This is a genomic window from Verrucomicrobium sp. GAS474, assembly GCF_900105685.1.
In the GTDB taxonomy this organism is placed as follows: Bacteria; Verrucomicrobiota; Verrucomicrobiia; order Methylacidiphilales; family GAS474; genus GAS474.
The window spans coordinates 2,533,712-2,547,915 of record NZ_LT629781.1; the positions used below are offsets into that span (position 1 = coordinate 2,533,712).

The 14,204-nt window shown below is 63.7% G+C and carries 16 protein-coding genes; 10 read left to right on the forward strand and 6 right to left on the reverse strand.

What is annotated here, in order from left to right; genetic code table 11:
• Positions 1–29 precede the first annotated feature (29 nt).
• A complete protein-coding gene (locus BLU04_RS10475; RefSeq protein ID WP_093285583.1) occupies positions 30–839 on the forward strand; it encodes a DUF4159 domain-containing protein in 810 nt (269 codons plus the stop codon).
• Between the two features lie 18 nt (positions 840–857).
• Here BLU04_RS10475 and BLU04_RS10480 read toward each other — a convergent pair whose 3' ends face one another.
• The 3 genes from BLU04_RS10480 to BLU04_RS10490 form a co-directional block, all read right to left on the reverse strand.
• The gene (locus tag BLU04_RS10480; protein WP_093285585.1) at positions 858–1,553 is read right to left on the reverse strand and encodes an exosortase C-terminal domain/associated protein EpsI; all 696 of its coding nucleotides are present in this window, start codon (positions 1,551–1,553) and stop codon (positions 858–860) included.
• 67 nt (positions 1,554–1,620) lie between these two features.
• The gene (locus BLU04_RS10485) at positions 1,621–2,802 is read right to left on the reverse strand and encodes a hybrid sensor histidine kinase/response regulator (RefSeq protein WP_093285588.1); all 1,182 of its coding nucleotides are present in this window, start codon (positions 2,800–2,802) and stop codon (positions 1,621–1,623) included.
• Complete coding sequence (locus BLU04_RS10490; RefSeq protein WP_093285590.1) at positions 2,799–5,930, reverse strand: ATP-binding protein; 3,132 nt, start codon at positions 5,928–5,930, stop codon at positions 2,799–2,801. Before BLU04_RS10490 ends, BLU04_RS10485 begins: the two co-directional genes overlap by 4 nt.
• A 244-nt stretch (positions 5,931–6,174) precedes the next feature.
• Between BLU04_RS10490 and BLU04_RS10495 the strand changes: the two genes are divergently transcribed.
• The 3 genes from BLU04_RS10495 (at position 6,175) to BLU04_RS10505 (ending at position 7,643) form a co-directional block, all read left to right on the forward strand.
• Positions 6,175–6,903, forward strand: a complete 729-nt coding sequence (locus tag BLU04_RS10495) for a LytTR family DNA-binding domain-containing protein (protein ID WP_093285592.1) — start codon at positions 6,175–6,177, stop codon at positions 6,901–6,903.
• A 324-nt stretch (positions 6,904–7,227) separates the two neighbouring features.
• Positions 7,228–7,428, forward strand: a complete 201-nt coding sequence (locus tag BLU04_RS10500) for a CsbD family protein (protein WP_093285594.1) — start codon at positions 7,228–7,230, stop codon at positions 7,426–7,428.
• Between the two features lie 26 nt (positions 7,429–7,454).
• Entirely contained in the window at positions 7,455–7,643 is a 189-nt protein-coding gene (locus tag BLU04_RS10505) for a hypothetical protein (RefSeq protein ID WP_093285597.1), read from the forward strand.
• Positions 7,644–7,744: 101 nt separating this feature from the next.
• On the opposite strand, the gene BLU04_RS10510 is transcribed toward BLU04_RS10505, so the two are convergent.
• Both BLU04_RS10510 and BLU04_RS16515 read right to left on the reverse strand, forming a co-directional pair.
• On the reverse strand, positions 7,745–8,392 hold the full coding sequence (locus tag BLU04_RS10510) for a hypothetical protein (RefSeq protein WP_093285599.1): 648 nt from the start codon (positions 8,390–8,392) through the stop codon (positions 7,745–7,747).
• 21 nt (positions 8,393–8,413) lie between these two features.
• On the reverse strand, positions 8,414–8,560 hold the full coding sequence (locus tag BLU04_RS16515) for a lmo0937 family membrane protein (protein WP_157895284.1): 147 nt from the start codon (positions 8,558–8,560) through the stop codon (positions 8,414–8,416).
• A 365-nt stretch (positions 8,561–8,925) separates the two neighbouring features.
• Between BLU04_RS16515 and BLU04_RS10515 the strand changes: the two genes are divergently transcribed.
• From BLU04_RS10515 to BLU04_RS10540, 6 genes are all read left to right on the forward strand, one after another.
• The gene (locus BLU04_RS10515; RefSeq protein ID WP_093285602.1) at positions 8,926–10,287 is read left to right on the forward strand and encodes a sigma-54 dependent transcriptional regulator; all 1,362 of its coding nucleotides are present in this window, start codon (positions 8,926–8,928) and stop codon (positions 10,285–10,287) included.
• Positions 10,288–10,573: 286 nt separating this feature from the next.
• Positions 10,574–11,083 carry a ferritin-like domain-containing protein gene (locus tag BLU04_RS10520; protein ID WP_093285604.1) on the forward strand — a complete coding sequence of 170 codons (510 nt, stop codon included), beginning with the start codon at positions 10,574–10,576 and terminating at the stop codon, positions 11,081–11,083.
• A 227-nt stretch (positions 11,084–11,310) separates the two neighbouring features.
• A complete protein-coding gene (locus BLU04_RS10525) occupies positions 11,311–11,988 on the forward strand; it encodes a hypothetical protein (protein WP_093285607.1) in 678 nt (225 codons plus the stop codon).
• Positions 11,985–12,251 (forward strand): hypothetical protein, encoded by a 267-nt coding sequence (locus tag BLU04_RS10530; protein ID WP_093285609.1) that lies wholly within the window; start codon positions 11,985–11,987, stop codon positions 12,249–12,251. Before BLU04_RS10525 ends, BLU04_RS10530 begins: the two co-directional genes overlap by 4 nt.
• 41 nt (positions 12,252–12,292) lie before the next feature.
• A complete protein-coding gene (locus BLU04_RS10535) occupies positions 12,293–12,505 on the forward strand; it encodes a hypothetical protein (RefSeq protein WP_093285612.1) in 213 nt (70 codons plus the stop codon).
• A 43-nt stretch (positions 12,506–12,548) separates the two neighbouring features.
• Positions 12,549–12,764 (forward strand): DUF3185 family protein, encoded by a 216-nt coding sequence (locus BLU04_RS10540; protein WP_093285615.1) that lies wholly within the window; start codon positions 12,549–12,551, stop codon positions 12,762–12,764.
• A 311-nt stretch (positions 12,765–13,075) separates the two neighbouring features.
• Here BLU04_RS10540 and BLU04_RS10545 read toward each other — a convergent pair whose 3' ends face one another.
• Positions 13,076–14,176, reverse strand: coding sequence for a DUF748 domain-containing protein (locus BLU04_RS10545; RefSeq protein WP_093285617.1), 1,101 nt, complete (start codon positions 14,174–14,176; stop codon positions 13,076–13,078).
• Positions 14,177–14,204 lie beyond the last annotated feature (28 nt).

The window sequence follows — 14,204 nt, forward strand, 5'->3', positions numbered from 1 at the left end:
ACGCTAACCTCAAGAGACTCCCCCCGCTTATGCCCGACCTCTCCCGGCAAGAATTCCTCCGCCTGATGGCCTTCGGCGGCGCTTCCTTCCTCGGCCTTCCGACGCTCCGCTCGCTGGCCCAGCCGTTCCAGGTTCAGGACCCGGCCGCGCCCCGGGGCCTCGTCGCTCCGTGGAGCCGCCTCAAGTTCAATTGCGACAACGGCGGGGCCCTCGACGACGACGATTGGTCGGTCCACCCGAACGGCGACCTCAACCTCCTCGACGGCATCCGGGATCAGGCCGGGATCAACGTCACGCGGCATTGGAACGTCGCCGAGATTGCCTCGATCGACACGATGACTCCGTTTCCCTTTCTCTTCATGCATGCGGAGCTTCCCCCCGAGTTCGCCGATTCCGAGCGGCAGAACCTGCGCGATTACCTCCTGCGGGGCGGCTTCCTCTTCGCCGAGGATTGCGTCATCGGCAAGGGACGAAGCCACCAGGGCAATCGCGGCGATCTCTTCTTCCAGCGGATGGCGGCGGAGCTGCCGAAGATCGTCCCCGAGGCGAAGTTCGAGAAACTCCCCTTCGACCATCCCGTCTTCCACTCCTTCTACCACATGAAGAACGGCATGCCCCACATGCAGGGGAAGCCGTGGGGCCTCCACGGCCTCACCTTGAACGGGCGGGTGCTGGCGGTCCTTTCCCCCTCGGACAACCATTGCGCCTGGACCAACGGCGACGCCTGGTTCGGCCACGAGAAGCAGCAACAGGCGATCCAGATGGGGACGAATATCTACGTCTACGCGATGACGCAGACCGGCCAGGCGACGCCGGGTGTCCCCGGGCCCCAAGTCTAGATCAGCCCAGGGGCCTCCCTATCGGGGCGGATCCTGAAACGTCGGGAGCGCCCCGGCGATGAATTGCCGCAGCATGTCGAGGGTCTGCTCGGGATTTTTCCCGCCGGGAACCAGTCCTTCGGTGATCGGGGCGAGGACATAGACATAGGCCCAGCGATGGTTCCGGTGATGGACCACCCGATCCCAGCTGGTCAGCCAGATCCGCCGCCAGTGGAGCGGCGTCGTCACCCCGTCGCCGACATACCAATAAAGAAGGTAAGCCCGGAGGGTGACCTCGGTGCCGTCTTTCAGGCGGATAGGGCGGGTGATCGTGAGGCGGGTCGCCTTGAGGTCGGGGCCCGCGTCGGCAAGGGGGATCGGGACGATGTCGGAGGCCTTGATCGTCCAGCCCTGGCCGGGGAGGCAGATCTCCGGGCGATGGATGCTCCGCTTCTCCGCCCCGGCCAGGACGATGCTGGCGAGGATCGCCTCGCCCGTGAAATTCTGATACCGCTTCCGGACGATCTGGGTGTCGGGGGGGAGGATCTTTTTTTCCGCCTCGGAACTCGGCTCCGTCTGGCCGCTCCAGAGGCCGACTTGGTCGGGGAGCAGGAGGCGGACTCCCGCGTGGGAACTCTCGTTGGGCGGCGAGGTGAGAAGGCAGAGGGCGACGGTAAGGCCCGAAAGGGCGAGGACGGCCAGGGAACGGAGCAGCAGAGTCCGGGAAAGATCCATTGGATCAAACGATCATGTCCTGAACCGAGGCAAACCGCAACTCGGGAGAGAGCGGTATTTTATCGACCTAAGCCGAAGCGGGGGAAGCGAGCGGCACCGTGAAGGAGAAGGTGGAGCCTTTCCCCACTTCCGACTCGGCCCAGATGCGCCCCTCGTTCCGCTCGACCATGTCCTTGCAGAGCATGAGGCCGAGGCCGGAGCCCGACTCGCCCCGGGTGCCGTAGGTCGAACTGTGGCCGACCTCGAAGAGTTCGCCGATCTTCTCGGCGGGAATCCCGACGCCCGAGTCGGCGATGAAGACCGTCGCCTCCCCGACGCCGGAGCGCATGCCGATCTCGATCCGCCCGCCCGGCTGGGTGAACTTCACGGCGTTGCCCAGCAGGTTGCGGACGACGGTGTCGATCATCCGCTCGTCGGCCCGGATATGGATCGGAGGCTGGTCGAGGGTCGCATTGACCAGGGTGATCTCCTTCTGCCGCGCCACGGTCTGGGCGAGGGTCACGTTCATCTTGATCAGATGTCCGAGGTCGATCTCGATCGGATTGATCTCGACCCGGCGCATCTGGATCTCGGCCCAGGCGAGAAGGTCGAGCAGGAGGCGTCCGACGGTCCCCGTCGCCTCGTGGACGAGCTTCGCGTTTTCGAGGAGCTCGGCATGGGACTCGGGCGAGGGGAGCTTGCGGATCGCCTCGACCAGGACTTCGCTGAAGAAGACCGCGCCGTGCATCGGATTCTTCAGGTCGTGGGCGATGATGCTGAAGAAGCGGTCCTTCCCCGCATTGATGATGCGGAGTTCCTCCTCCACCTTGCGGCGGACCTGGATCTCCTTCTGCAATTCCTTCTGGAGGCGGCGGATGTGGATGTGGGTGCCGACCCGGACGTTGACCTCCTCCAGCTGGAGGGGCTTCGTCAGGTAATCGACCGCGCCGACCGAGAAGCCCCGGAGGATGAAGGGCGTGTCGGCCAGCGCCGTCATGAAGATCACGGGAATGTCGCGGGTCGCCTCGATCCGCTTCAGGCGGAGGCAGGTCTCGAAGCCGTCGATGCCCGGCATCATGACGTCGAGCAGGATCAGGTCGGGGAGGCTGTATTGGGCCTGCTCGATCGCCGTCTCCCCGTCCTCGGCGACGAGGATGTGGTGGTGGTGTCCCTCCAGGTATTCGTGCAGCACCTTCCGGTTCGTCGGATTGTCGTCGACGATCAGGATGGAGGCCGGGGCCGGGGTGATTTCGGGAGGGGCGTCGTTCATAGGGAGGGAGGGAGGCAGCCTTCGATCAGCTGCCGCATTTGTTTGATGCTGAAAGTGTCGGCCAGCCCGCGCAGCTTCGCGACGAGCGGGGAAAAGGCGGGATCCTGCGCCGCGTGCTCCTCCGCCGCCTTCATGAGGAGCTTCACGTCCCCCTTGCGGGCGAGGTCGAGGAGCCGTTCCCCGATCTCCTTCGGCAGCGGGGGGAGGTCGGCGGAAACGGCGGCGGGCGCGAGGGAGGCGGCGGCGTTGGCGGTCGGCGTCGCCGTCGGGGAGGGGACCTCCTCGTTCTCGTAAATCCAGTCGATGGCCGGAAGGTAGGTGCGGAGGCAGGCGAGGAGGACCCGGAGGTCGACCGGCTTCGGGACGCAGTCGTTGCAGCCCGCCTGGCGGCTCTTCGCGGTGTCGAACTCGAAGATGCTCGCCGAGACGGTGATGATGACGAGGTCCTTCGACGCCGGATTGGCGCGGATCTTCCGGGTCATCTCGAAGCCGTCCATGACCGGCATGACGAGGTCGGTGAGGACGATGTCGGGCTTCTCCTCGGCGATCCGGAGGAGGGCGTCGGCCCCGTTCTCCGCCTCGACGGTCGTGAATCCGAGCGGTCCCAGCATCTCGGCCAGGACGGAGCGGTTTTCCCGGCGGTCGTCGACGATCAGGATCCGGGCGCGGGGGCCGCGGTAGCCGACGATCTCGCGGCTTTGCTCCACCGCCGGGGGCCGGTCGGCCGCGACCTCGGGCAGGGCGATCTCGAAGGAGAAGGTGCTTCCCTTGCCGAGCTGGCTCCTCACCTCGATGCGCCCGCCCATGAGGGGGACGAGGCGCTGGCTCAGGGCCAGGCCGAGGCCGGTCCCCTCGGCGTTCCGCTGGGAGTTCGAGACCTGGCTGAAGGGCTGGAAGAGGAGGTCGATCTTCTCCTCGGCGATGCCGATGCCGGTGTCCTCGATCGAGAACCGGATCTGGGAGCCCTCGCCGCGCGTGACGTGGAAGCCGACGCCGCCGTGGTCGGTGAATTTCACCGCGTTGCCGAGGAGGTTGATCAGCACCTGGCGGAGCCGCTTCTCGTCGGCCCGGATCGTCCGGGGGAGGTTCTCGGCGAGGTGCTCGTGGAAGGCGATCTTCTTCTCCGTCGCGCGGATGCGGACGATGTTGCAGATCGTCTGGAGGAAGTTGCGGAGGTCGAAGTCGGTCGGCTGGAGCTCCACCTTGTCGGCCTCGATCTTGGAGAGGTCGAGGATGTCGTTGATGAGGGTCAGCAGGTGTTCCGCCGACTGGTGGATGACGGCGAGGCCCGAGCCGATCTTCGGCGTCAGCTCCGGGTTCCGCTTCAGGATCTGGGTGTAGCCGAGGATGCCGTTGAGGGGGGTGCGGAGCTCGTGGCTCATGTTCGCGAGGAACTGGCTCTTCGCCTGGCTCGCCTTCTCGGCGTGCTCCTTCGCCTGGCGGAGCTCGGACTCGATCTGGAAGCGGGTCTCCTCGATCTGGTGCCGGAGGGTGACGTCGACGACGGTCCCCTCGTAGTAGAGGATCTTCCCGGCGGCGTCGCGGACGGCCCGGGCGTTCTCGGAAATCCAGATCTTCCGCCCGTCCCGGTGGTAGACCTCGGAGACGAAGTCGAGCACCTGGTTGTGCCTCTCCAATTGCTCGCGGAACTCGGTGCGGCGGGTCGGATCGACGTAGAGCCGTTCCTGGATGTCGGCGATGTTCTCGATCAGGGCGGCGCTCGACTCGAAGCCGTAGATGCGGGCCAGGGCGAGGTTCGCGGCGAGGTAGCGCCCCTCGGGCGAGGTCTGGAACATTCCCTCGACGGCGTTCTCGAAAACGTTGCGGAAGCGGGCCTCGCTCTCCTTGCGCCGCGCCTCCTCCTCCCGGGCCCGGGCGCTCTCCTCCTTGGCCTGGACGTATTCCCCGCGCAGCCGCTCGGTCACGGCATTGAAGGCGCGGACGACGCCGCCCAGCTCGTCCCGGGTCTCGATCTCGATGACCTCGTCGTAATCCCCCCGCGTCATCCGGCCCGTGGCGTCGCGGATGCTGGCGACGGTCCGCATCACGGCGAAGTAAAAGGCGGTGAAGAGGGAGCCGGCGAGGAAGAGGAGGATCCCCGTCACCGTGAGGACGAGGAGGCGGCGCTTCTGGAATCCCTCGATGCGGTCTTGGAGCAGGTGGTCGAGGCATTCGGCGGCCTGCTTCCAGAACTGCTGCCCGGCGAGGACGACGCGGCGTCCCTCCATGTCGACGTCGGCGGGCTTCGCCTGGATCCGCTCCGAGGTCAGGAATTGGCGGCGGCAATAGGCGTCGTAATCCTCCAACGCCTGGAGGTTGTCGATGAGGACGGGGTGGACGTTCTTTTCGAGCCGCCTCGTCTCGTCGCTGGCGAAGGCGATCTCCATCCCCGTCTCGAGGTCGGTGCGGAGGGAGCGGAGGACCCCCAGCCGGACGGTCAGCGCCTCCTGTTGCGAGGGGGTGATCTGCCCGGCCCGGGCGAATTCGGCGCACAGGGCGCGGGTGCTGGTGAGGAGCTCCTGGATGCGGGGCCATTTCAGGACCGTGGCGTCCATGAGGTAGTAGCTGGAGAGGTCGGGATCGAGGATCAGGTTCGAGCTGTCGCCGACGTGGGAGAGCAGGGCCCGCCCGTCCGAGGAGAGGTCGGCAAAGAGGACCTGGACCTGGGGCTGCGTGAGGCGGGTGGTGGTCGCCTCCTTCTGGAGGGAGTTCCAGTTCTGCTCGAGGACATGGAAGAAATGGCCCGTCTGCAGGGGCTCGTCGAAGCGTTTCTCCACCTCCTTCACCCGGTCGAAGGCGGCCCGCATCTCCTCCAGCTTCCGGATCAGCGAGGGCCGGGCCTCCGGCTGCTGCGCGAAGGCGGCGGCGGCGCTCCCGGCCTCGCCGTTCAGGACGATGAATTCCTGGAGGGGCCGCAGGTAGGCGGTGCCGAGGAGCTCCATCCGGGCGAACTGGATGCGCTGGTAGATCTCGACGTTGAAGAAGTAAAGCAGGAGGCCGAGCGGGAGGAGGAAGAACGCGCTGATCAGGGCGAACTTCTGCGGGTACTTCAGCCGGTTCATCAATTGCCCCAGGAACGGAACAGCCCACGGCGCCCGGACGGGTCCCTGAGATGGTGAAGAATTCATGAGAAGAAGAGTTGCCGTGGTTTACCTCGACTTGCCGCCTGAGTATTTAAACTTAGAAAGCCGTTTTACTGTATAGAGCGATTTCTCTCCGTGTCGATCCCCGGAACACGGTTCCGATTGGATTGGCGAAGAAGATGAACCGGGGCTCAAAGTGGATCAATCGGGTGATATTCAAAACAAAAAAGGAAAAAAAGCATTTTTTGGTTTGTAATTTTCCCTCCGTACCAGCGTTATACGCACCGCGATGAAACGGGTCCTCAAAGCACTGCTGGTCGACGACGAAGAGATGAACCACAAGATCTTGAAGGTTCTCCTCAAGGGCTATCCTGAAATCGAGATTATCGGCACCGCCTCCACGCTCGCCGAGGCGGAGCGTTTTGCCGCCGGGCACCGGCCCGACCTCATCTTCCTCGACATCCACCTGAAGGAGGAGAACGGCTTCGATCTCCTCTCCCGCCTTTCCTACGCGCCGCAGGTGATCTTCGTCACCAGCCACATCACCTACGCCGTCCGGGCCTTCGAGATCGACGCGGTCGATTACCTGATCAAGCCGGTCACCATCCCGCGCCTCGACCAGGCCCTCGCCCGCCTCCGCCGCCGGACCGTCGAAACCCCTTCCTCCGAGCCCGCCGAGAGCGACGACGTCATCATCCAGCGGGAATCGGGCCGCCTCCACGTCATCCCGGTGGCGAAGATCGTCGCGATCGTCTCCGAGGGGAACTTCACCCGGGTCTACCTCCAGGGCGGGGAGGTCCTCTTCCTCTGCCGGATGATCGGGGAGTGGGAACGGATGCTGCCGGCCCACACCTTCCTCCGGGCCGACCGGACGGCCCTCTTCAATCTCAGCTGCGTGCGGGCGGTGACCTCCCTTTCCCGGAACCTCTCCTCCGTCGTCGTCGACGGCCTCGAGGAACGGTTCGAGTTGGGCCGCGCCGGATCGACCCGCCTCCGCGAAGCACTCCGCTCGAACTAGGTCGTTAACACGACCTAGGCGCGGCTCCTTGGAGTGGCTCCTCTTTGCGGAGGAGGACTTTTTACGCATTTAGACCTCGTTTTTTGGCCTTCTTTCGCAAAGTGCGGGGAGGGGGTTTTGCCGGGATGCAAAATGCGAGGAGGCCTCTTCCCCTCAGGCCAATGGAGATTTTCATAAGATTTTCATTATCAACATCTTTGTCGTTTGGGAAGGAGGCTGGCACGGTTCGCGCACCCTTAGTCACAAGAAGCGCGGTTCCCAGATCCTCAGTCGGGAGTACGCGCCCTGTTTGGAACAACCAAAACAACGAAAGGCATCACCGACATGAACGCGCAAACCATCAAGGGCAATTGGAACATCACCAAGGGCCGCCTCAAGCAGGCCTTCGCCCACCTCACCGACGACGATCTGACCTATGTGGAAGGCCAGGAAGACGAGCTCATGGGCCGCATCCAGCGCCGCACGGGCCGGACCCTCGACGAGATCGAGAAGTTCTTCGACGACTCGGCCCGCAAGACGAAGTAAACCCCAAGAAAAACAAGGAGTCTTTTATGCTCGGTTCCGCTGTCCTGTTGGTTCTCGTTGCGGTGATTTCCGCCCTCGCCGGTTGGACCGGCATGGCGATCGGTGCGGCCTGCCTCGGGCAGGTCTGTTTCGGGATCTTCCTCGCCTCGGAAATGTCGGAGCCCCTCCGGCGTCCTTCTCCCCGGGATCATGCGCGGCTCCTGCCCGCGCGCTAAGGGAGCCGAGCCCCTAAAAGAAGAACCCCGCCCAATCGGCGGGGTTTCTTTTTGTCTTTTTTTTCAACGGCTCAGCGAGCCAAAAAAAAGAGGTCCGCCGATCAGGGCAGATTGGGGATCTGGTTGAAGACCCGCATGCGGAGATCGGCCCAGACGAGCGCATGGTGGCGGAGGAGGCGGCTGCGGGAAGGGCTGTCGTCATGTTCCGCCAAGGTCTGCAGGAGGCAGGTGCCGTAGGAGAGCCCCTCGTATTGGCTGAGGAGGAGTTCCTTTTCAAACACGGGACGGCTTCCGCCGAGGATCTGCTTCTGCTTGTGGTCGGCGATGGCCTTGCGGGTCTCTCCTTCCAGGGGAGGGAGGTCGGTCGCGCCGTAGGGATGGAGGCCGCCGTCGCGGAACGAGGCGAGGTCGGTCTGGAGGGCCTTGGCGGCCTCGGCGATCGCCTTGATCGTTTCCTTCAGGGCAGGGGAGCCGCTCTTGATGAAGAAGACCTTGTCGACGTTCGACTCGTCGTCGACCAGCGAGGAAAGAAGGGCATAGCCCTCCCGCAGGTCGCGGGGCTCTTTCTCGGGGAAGAAGCGGGCGCCGCGCGTCTTCTCCTGCTGCGTGGAGACCGAAGGCTTGGAACCGGGGGCGGTCTCGGCCCGGAGGCCGACCGGGAGGATGAGCAGCGACAGGGCGAGGGCCGTGGCACCGCTCCGCTGACCGGCCCGGCGGGCCGCGCAGATCAGCGGAAGGCTATGGATCATGGGGAGGGAGCTTCGGTTGGCTTAGGGTCTCCGGCCGCGGATCACCCGCAGGAGGATCATGATGATGGCCAGCACCAGCAGGAGGTGGATGAATCCGCCCAGGGTGTAAGAGCTGACCAGGCCGAGGAGCCAGAGAATGATGAGTACGATAGCGATGGTTTCGAGCATAAGATCCTTTCGATTCTGCGGGGTTTGACAGGGGGGAGACGCAGTCGTCTCTCGCAAGGAGAGGTGCGCGATGTGTGCCAAGAAGACCGAGCGCCCCTTAACTCGATGGCAGGGAGGGAATTGGAGGGAAAAGAGGTCCGAGGAAGCGTGACCGAGGCCGTGCAATCGGCAAGAAATAAGAGACTTCTTTCTACAGGGTGTTGCAAAATGCAATAAGCAGGCGATGGTAAGGAAGGTTGCCTTTCCTCTCCGGGGTATTTTTTAAAGAGAGGGACCTCTGGGCGACCCGGGGGGTGGCACGAAATATTCTCATTCTAACAGAGAAAAACCGTCCCCTTGATCCCTTGCCTCCCTCACACCGCCCTATGAAAATCCTGATTGTCGACGACGAGAAAAACATCCGCACCTCGACCAGCCTCGCGATCCAGAGCGAGGGGCACGAGCCTGACGCGGTCGACAGCGGCCGGATCGCCCTCATGAAGATGGCCGAGGAGCCCTACGACCTCGTCTTCCTCGATCTGCGGATCGGAGAGGAGGACGGCCTCGAAGTCCTCGACTCGATCGTGAAGCTCTTTCCCAACGTTCCCACCTGCGTCTTCACCGCCCACGCCTCGATCACCTCCGCCGTCGAGGCGATGCGTCGGGGCGCGTTCGACTATCTCGAAAAGCCCTTTACCCCCGGCCAGCTCCGCAACATCGTCGGCATGGTCGAGCGGATGCGGAAGCTGAACCAGCGCGTCAGCGACCTGGAGCAGCAGGTCTCCGTCCAGTCGCCGACCGTCGAATACGTTTCCGAGGACCCCGCGATGGCGAAGGTGATGGACGTCCTCAACCGGACGGCCGGGACCAAGGCCGCCGTCCTCATCCTCGGCGAGAGCGGCACGGGCAAGAGCGTCCTCGCCCGCTACGTCCACGACCACAGCGAGCTGAAGGACAAGCCCTTCGTCACGATCAGCTGCCCCAGCCTCTCCCGCGAGCTGCTGGAGAGCGAGCTCTTCGGCCACGTGAAGGGGGCCTTCACCGGCGCGGTGAAGGACACCTGGGGCAAGGTCGACGCCGCGAAGGGCGGCACCCTCTTCCTAGACGAGATCGGCGAGCTCCCCCTCGAGATCCAGCCGAAGCTCCTCCGCCTCCTCCAGGAGCGCCAGTACGAGCGGGTCGGCGACAACAAGACCCGGACCGCCGACGTCCGCGTCATCGCCGCCACCAACCGGAACATGGAGGAGTGCGTCCGGGAGAAAACCTTCCGCGAGGATCTCTACTACCGCCTCAACGTCATCTCGGTCACCACGCCGCCGCTGCGGCACCGGGCGGTCGACCTCAAGCGGTTGAGCCAGAATTTCGTCCGCTTCTTCGCGAAGCAGATCCGGCGGCCGGTGAAGGAATTCAGCCCCCAGGCGCTCGAACGGATCCTCGCCTATCCCTGGCCGGGGAACATCCGCGAATTGCGGAACGCCATCGAGCGGGCCGTCATCCTCGCCCAAGGGACCACCATCGAACTGAGCGATCTCCCCGAGCACCTCAGCGCGAAGCAGGAGCGCCGCGAGCTGATGCCCGGCTCCCCTGTCACGTTGGAGGAGCTCGAGTTCGAGCACATCCGCCTCGTCGTCGAACGGGCGGAGAACCTCGAGTCGGCCGCCCGCACCCTCGGCATCGATCCGGCCACCCTCTACCGCAAGAGGAAGAAGATGGATCACCTCCTCGCCGAGCCCGCGCCGAGCTCCTGATTTCCCGGCCCTCCATGATCTCGGCGGCCTCTTGCAACGTGCAGGAGGCCGCCGCGGGAGGTCATGCTCTCTGCACGATTTACCCGAGCCCGGCGGCTGCGGGGCGGCCTCGCCCCTTGTTTTTGGAATCGCCGTAACTCCTTTGTTTCAAGAAGGAAGGAACGAGAGTTCTTCCTTTTCCCTCCCTTCTTTTCACCTCCGCGCATGGTCCATGCATGACCAGAGGCAGACGCACCGTGGCAACGCGGCAGCCAGAAACGAATCTTTAAGAAAAGGAACCGATTCCATGAAACTCGTGACCCTAAAGTCTCTTTACATCGACGAGCTCGACGACCTCCACAGCGCCGAGACCCAGATGATCGTCGCCCTGCCCCGCCTCGCCCGGGCCGCCCGCAATCCCGATCTCAAGGCCGCCTTCCAGAACCATCTCGACGAAACCTATAACCACCTCCGCCGCCTCGAATTGATCTTCGAGGATCTCGAGGTCGTCCCGGGCAACGAAGTCTGCGAGGCGACCGAGGGCCTCATCGCCGAGGCCGAGGAGATGATCCATGCCTACGGCGATCCCGATGTCCGGGACGTCGCCCTGATCGCCTGCGCCCAGCGGGTCGAGCATTACGAGATCGCCGCCTACGGTTCCGCCCGCTCCTTCGCGAAGCACCTCGGCTTCGACCGCCACGTGCAGCTCCTCCAGAAGACCATCGAGGAAGAAGGGGCCGCCGACAAGGCCCTGACCCACATCGCCGACGGCGGCTGGTTCACCAGCGGGTTGAATTGGGAGGCGGCCCGCAAGTAAAGCCGCCGCTCCCTCTCTCCAAAAAGCCCCGGACTCCCGGGGCTTTTTGGCGTACCGGCCTCCCGGTTTGTTCTCTCGCATTTTGCATGGTCGAGGCGGGGAGGGGTTGCAGAACTCCGGTGTGCCGCGCCACGGCGTTGAATGTAAGAAGTTGATTTAAGTAGCTGATGATCAGATTGTTTTGGTCGATCTGCTTTCTCTGGCACACCTCTAGCAACCTTAATGGCATGAACACGATGCCGCTCTTCCGGTCGATCTCACTGCTCTCAGTGGCGTCGTTTCTCGCCTTGCTGCCGCTGGCAGGCGGCGTTGCCTGGATCATCGGCGCGCTCTTCCTCATTTTCGCCACGCCCTCGCCCGCCATGGTCGCGGGGGAGGGGGCCCGCGCCGATTGCACGGTCTACTACACCCCCCGCGAATCGGGCTTCGCTCCCGGCCAGGGATTCGACCTCCGTCCCGAGACGCGGCCCGGCCTCGAAGGGGAATACTATCCCGCCGACTTCCTCCGGGCCGTCAAGGTTGAGGGCCATGGCCGCCTCGAGCAGCCCCACGGGACCGATCAATACATCTACTTCAACGGCCGCTGGGGCTACACCGATTGCCCCAAGGGGATCGGCCAGCAGCCGCTGATCCCGCTTCAATCGTGCGCCGTCTCGGTTCGCTCCCCGAATCTGAAGCGCGGAGTGTGGGTCCAGATGGCCCATGCCACGCTTCCCGCCCCGCTCCGCAACCGCTGGTGGAAGGTGAGCGACGTGGGAGGCGGCGTCCAGAGCCGCCAGGTCGATCTTTACTGGGGTGAAGACGATCCCAAGGGGCCTGGATCGAAAGTGTACCAGCCCGCCGGAACGACCTTCACCGGAGTCCGGGACGCCCAAATGAACTTCCAAATCGGAGACGCATCATGACCAAGCTCGCAGTATTCTTCCTCATCGTCGGCGGCATCGCCCCCGCGCTCTTCCTCGAAGGCGCCTACCTCTTCGCCTCGGCCGGAGGGGCCGACGCCGTGGCCCTCTTCGACCTGAAGCAGCCCGAACTGGCCCGGCTGGCCCTCCTCTTCGGCGGAGGCTGCTTCTTCGCTGGAATGGCCGTCTTCATCGCCGACGCGACGATCGACGAACGGCATGCCCACCTGCATGACCACGATCATGCGCATTCCCACTCCCATTAAGTTTCCCCTTTGCAGTAACCCCACCCCAACAAGGAGTATCGATGAAAGTAGCCGGTATTGTCCTGATCGCCTTTGGCGCCCTTGCGCTGATCTATCAGGGTTTCTCTTACACGCAGACGAAGAAAGACGCCCAGATCGGGCCTGTCAGCATCCAGCACGATGAAACCAAGAACGTTTGGGTCCCGCCCGTCGTCGGTATCGTCTGCCTGGCGGCCGGTGCCGGCCTGATCGTCTTCTCTCCCCGCCGCGCCTAAGCGCCCCATCCCTGTCCCCAACTCAACCCATAAATCCAAACCTATGAAAATCCTCGGAATCGTATTGATCGTCGTCGGCGGCATCGCATTGGCCTATCAGGGCTTCTCCTACAAGCAGACGGAGAAGGACGCCCAGATCGGCTCCCTCACCATCCAGCACCAGGAGACCAAGCACGTCTGGGTCCCTCCCGTCGTCGGCGGAGTCTGTGTCGCCGCCGGCATCGGCGCCTTGGTCTTCGGCAGCCGCCGGTTCGCCTAAGCCTTAGGCATCTGGTCGCTCGCAAAAGCCTCATCCCGCAAGGGATGAGGCTTTTTGTTGAAAGGACTTAATTACCTCGGCTTCTCCAGCCCAGGGACGCGTGATTCCTCCCAAGCGGAAAAGGGAACTAGCGGACTCTTTCTACCTGAAGCGAACGGCCAAAATGCAGTGTCACTCTCACCAGTTCAGGCCTATCAGACGGGGAGGTCCAGGGAGGGGCGAAGCCCCTCTTGCGTCGTCTAACCCGTGCGGGTTACATGCACCTGTACAGGGCCATCTGCCCGGTCCCGAAGGGAGTACCGCCCGCCCCCTTACTTCGCCTGCTTATCCAACCCCGGCTTCATATGCTCGATCCAGGCGTTGCGGAGGAGGCCGCCGATCAACGTGAACCAGTTGGTGTCGGGCTTGTCGACCGAGCCTTCCAGGGGGATGCGGGTCGCGACGGTGTCGTGGGCGTGGTTGGTGAAGAAGAAGAGGATGGCGCTCACGATCGTTTCCTTCAGGAACTTCAGGGGGTGGTCGCCCAGGTCTTCGAGCTTCACGAACGAGGGGTCCTCGATGATCGGCTTCAGGTAGCCGTCGAGCTTCCCATTCTTCACCCGGAGCTCGCTGTAGGCCTGCATCTTCCCCTTTTCGGCATCGATCCCGGCATAGGCCAGGAGGAAGTTGTTCAACTCGGGGAAGGAGACATCGCTCAGTTCGAGGGTGAGATGGAAATCGGGGAGGGTGGCGATGGGGTTGAGGTCGATATGGCTCTTCAGGCTCGCCGTCTTCAGGACCTTGCACCGAATGTCGATCTTGCCGGAGAGCTCTTCCTTGGACGAGGCCCCGTTGGTCAGGTTGGTGCCGAGGACCTGGAGCTCGGTCATCCGCAGGTCGACGGGCGGGGTCGAGCGGGGGTTGCTGAAGCGGAGTTCCCCGTCGTGGATTGCCAGCCGGTTGATCTGGAGGGGGAAGAGTTGCTTGAATTTCTCGCCCCACGTCTGGGAGATCGTCAGCTGCTTTTCCTGTTCATCCGGGCTGTCGATGAGGTTCAGCCGGGGATGATCGATGTCGACCTCGCCGACAAAGGAACCGTGGAGGAGGGCCTTCCATTCGATCGAGAAGCGGAGGGCGGGGAAGGCGATGAACGGTTCGGGCCGTTTCCCCGGGCTCTTTTTCTGGAGGGTCAGGTTATCGATCCGGTAGGCCCCGCGCCAGATGTGAAGGGTGACGCTCTCCGCATGGCCCTGATAATCGGGCATGCCGCCGAGGATGCGGTTCACGCTGTAGAGGACGATGGAGGAGGCCGCGAGCCGGAGGATGATCAGGAAGACGACCAAGCCGATGAGGGACCCCATGATCCAGAGCTGGGTCCGGCGGGGGGCTTGGCGGTATCGTTCGCGCAGGACGGAGGGATTAAGGCAGGGCATCCCTGTTTGCTTGCAGGATCGATGCCAT

Coding starts and splice junctions, on each gene's coding strand:
- BLU04_RS10525 (WP_093285607.1), top strand. CDS start 11,311: ATGAACACGATGCCGCTCTTCCGGTCGATCTCACTGCTCTCAGTGGCG.
- BLU04_RS16515 (WP_157895284.1), bottom strand. CDS start 8,560: ATGCTCGAAACCATCGCTATCGTACTCATCATTCTCTGGCTCCTCGGC.
- BLU04_RS10535 (WP_093285612.1), top strand. CDS start 12,293: ATGAAAGTAGCCGGTATTGTCCTGATCGCCTTTGGCGCCCTTGCGCTG.
- BLU04_RS10515 (WP_093285602.1), top strand. CDS start 8,926: ATGAAAATCCTGATTGTCGACGACGAGAAAAACATCCGCACCTCGACC.
- BLU04_RS10520 (WP_093285604.1), top strand. CDS start 10,574: ATGAAACTCGTGACCCTAAAGTCTCTTTACATCGACGAGCTCGACGAC.
- BLU04_RS10545 (WP_093285617.1), bottom strand. CDS start 14,176: ATGCCCTGCCTTAATCCCTCCGTCCTGCGCGAACGATACCGCCAAGCC.
- BLU04_RS10530 (WP_093285609.1), top strand. CDS start 11,985: ATGACCAAGCTCGCAGTATTCTTCCTCATCGTCGGCGGCATCGCCCCC.
- BLU04_RS10490 (WP_093285590.1), bottom strand. CDS start 5,930: ATGAATTCTTCACCATCTCAGGGACCCGTCCGGGCGCCGTGGGCTGTT.
- BLU04_RS10540 (WP_093285615.1), top strand. CDS start 12,549: ATGAAAATCCTCGGAATCGTATTGATCGTCGTCGGCGGCATCGCATTG.
- BLU04_RS10510 (WP_093285599.1), bottom strand. CDS start 8,392: ATGATCCATAGCCTTCCGCTGATCTGCGCGGCCCGCCGGGCCGGTCAG.
- BLU04_RS10495 (WP_093285592.1), top strand. CDS start 6,175: ATGAAACGGGTCCTCAAAGCACTGCTGGTCGACGACGAAGAGATGAAC.
- BLU04_RS10500 (WP_093285594.1), top strand. CDS start 7,228: ATGAACGCGCAAACCATCAAGGGCAATTGGAACATCACCAAGGGCCGC.
- BLU04_RS10485 (WP_093285588.1), bottom strand. CDS start 2,802: ATGAACGACGCCCCTCCCGAAATCACCCCGGCCCCGGCCTCCATCCTG.
- BLU04_RS10480 (WP_093285585.1), bottom strand. CDS start 1,553: ATGGATCTTTCCCGGACTCTGCTGCTCCGTTCCCTGGCCGTCCTCGCC.
- BLU04_RS10505 (WP_093285597.1), top strand. CDS start 7,455: ATGCTCGGTTCCGCTGTCCTGTTGGTTCTCGTTGCGGTGATTTCCGCC.
- BLU04_RS10475 (WP_093285583.1), top strand. CDS start 30: ATGCCCGACCTCTCCCGGCAAGAATTCCTCCGCCTGATGGCCTTCGGC.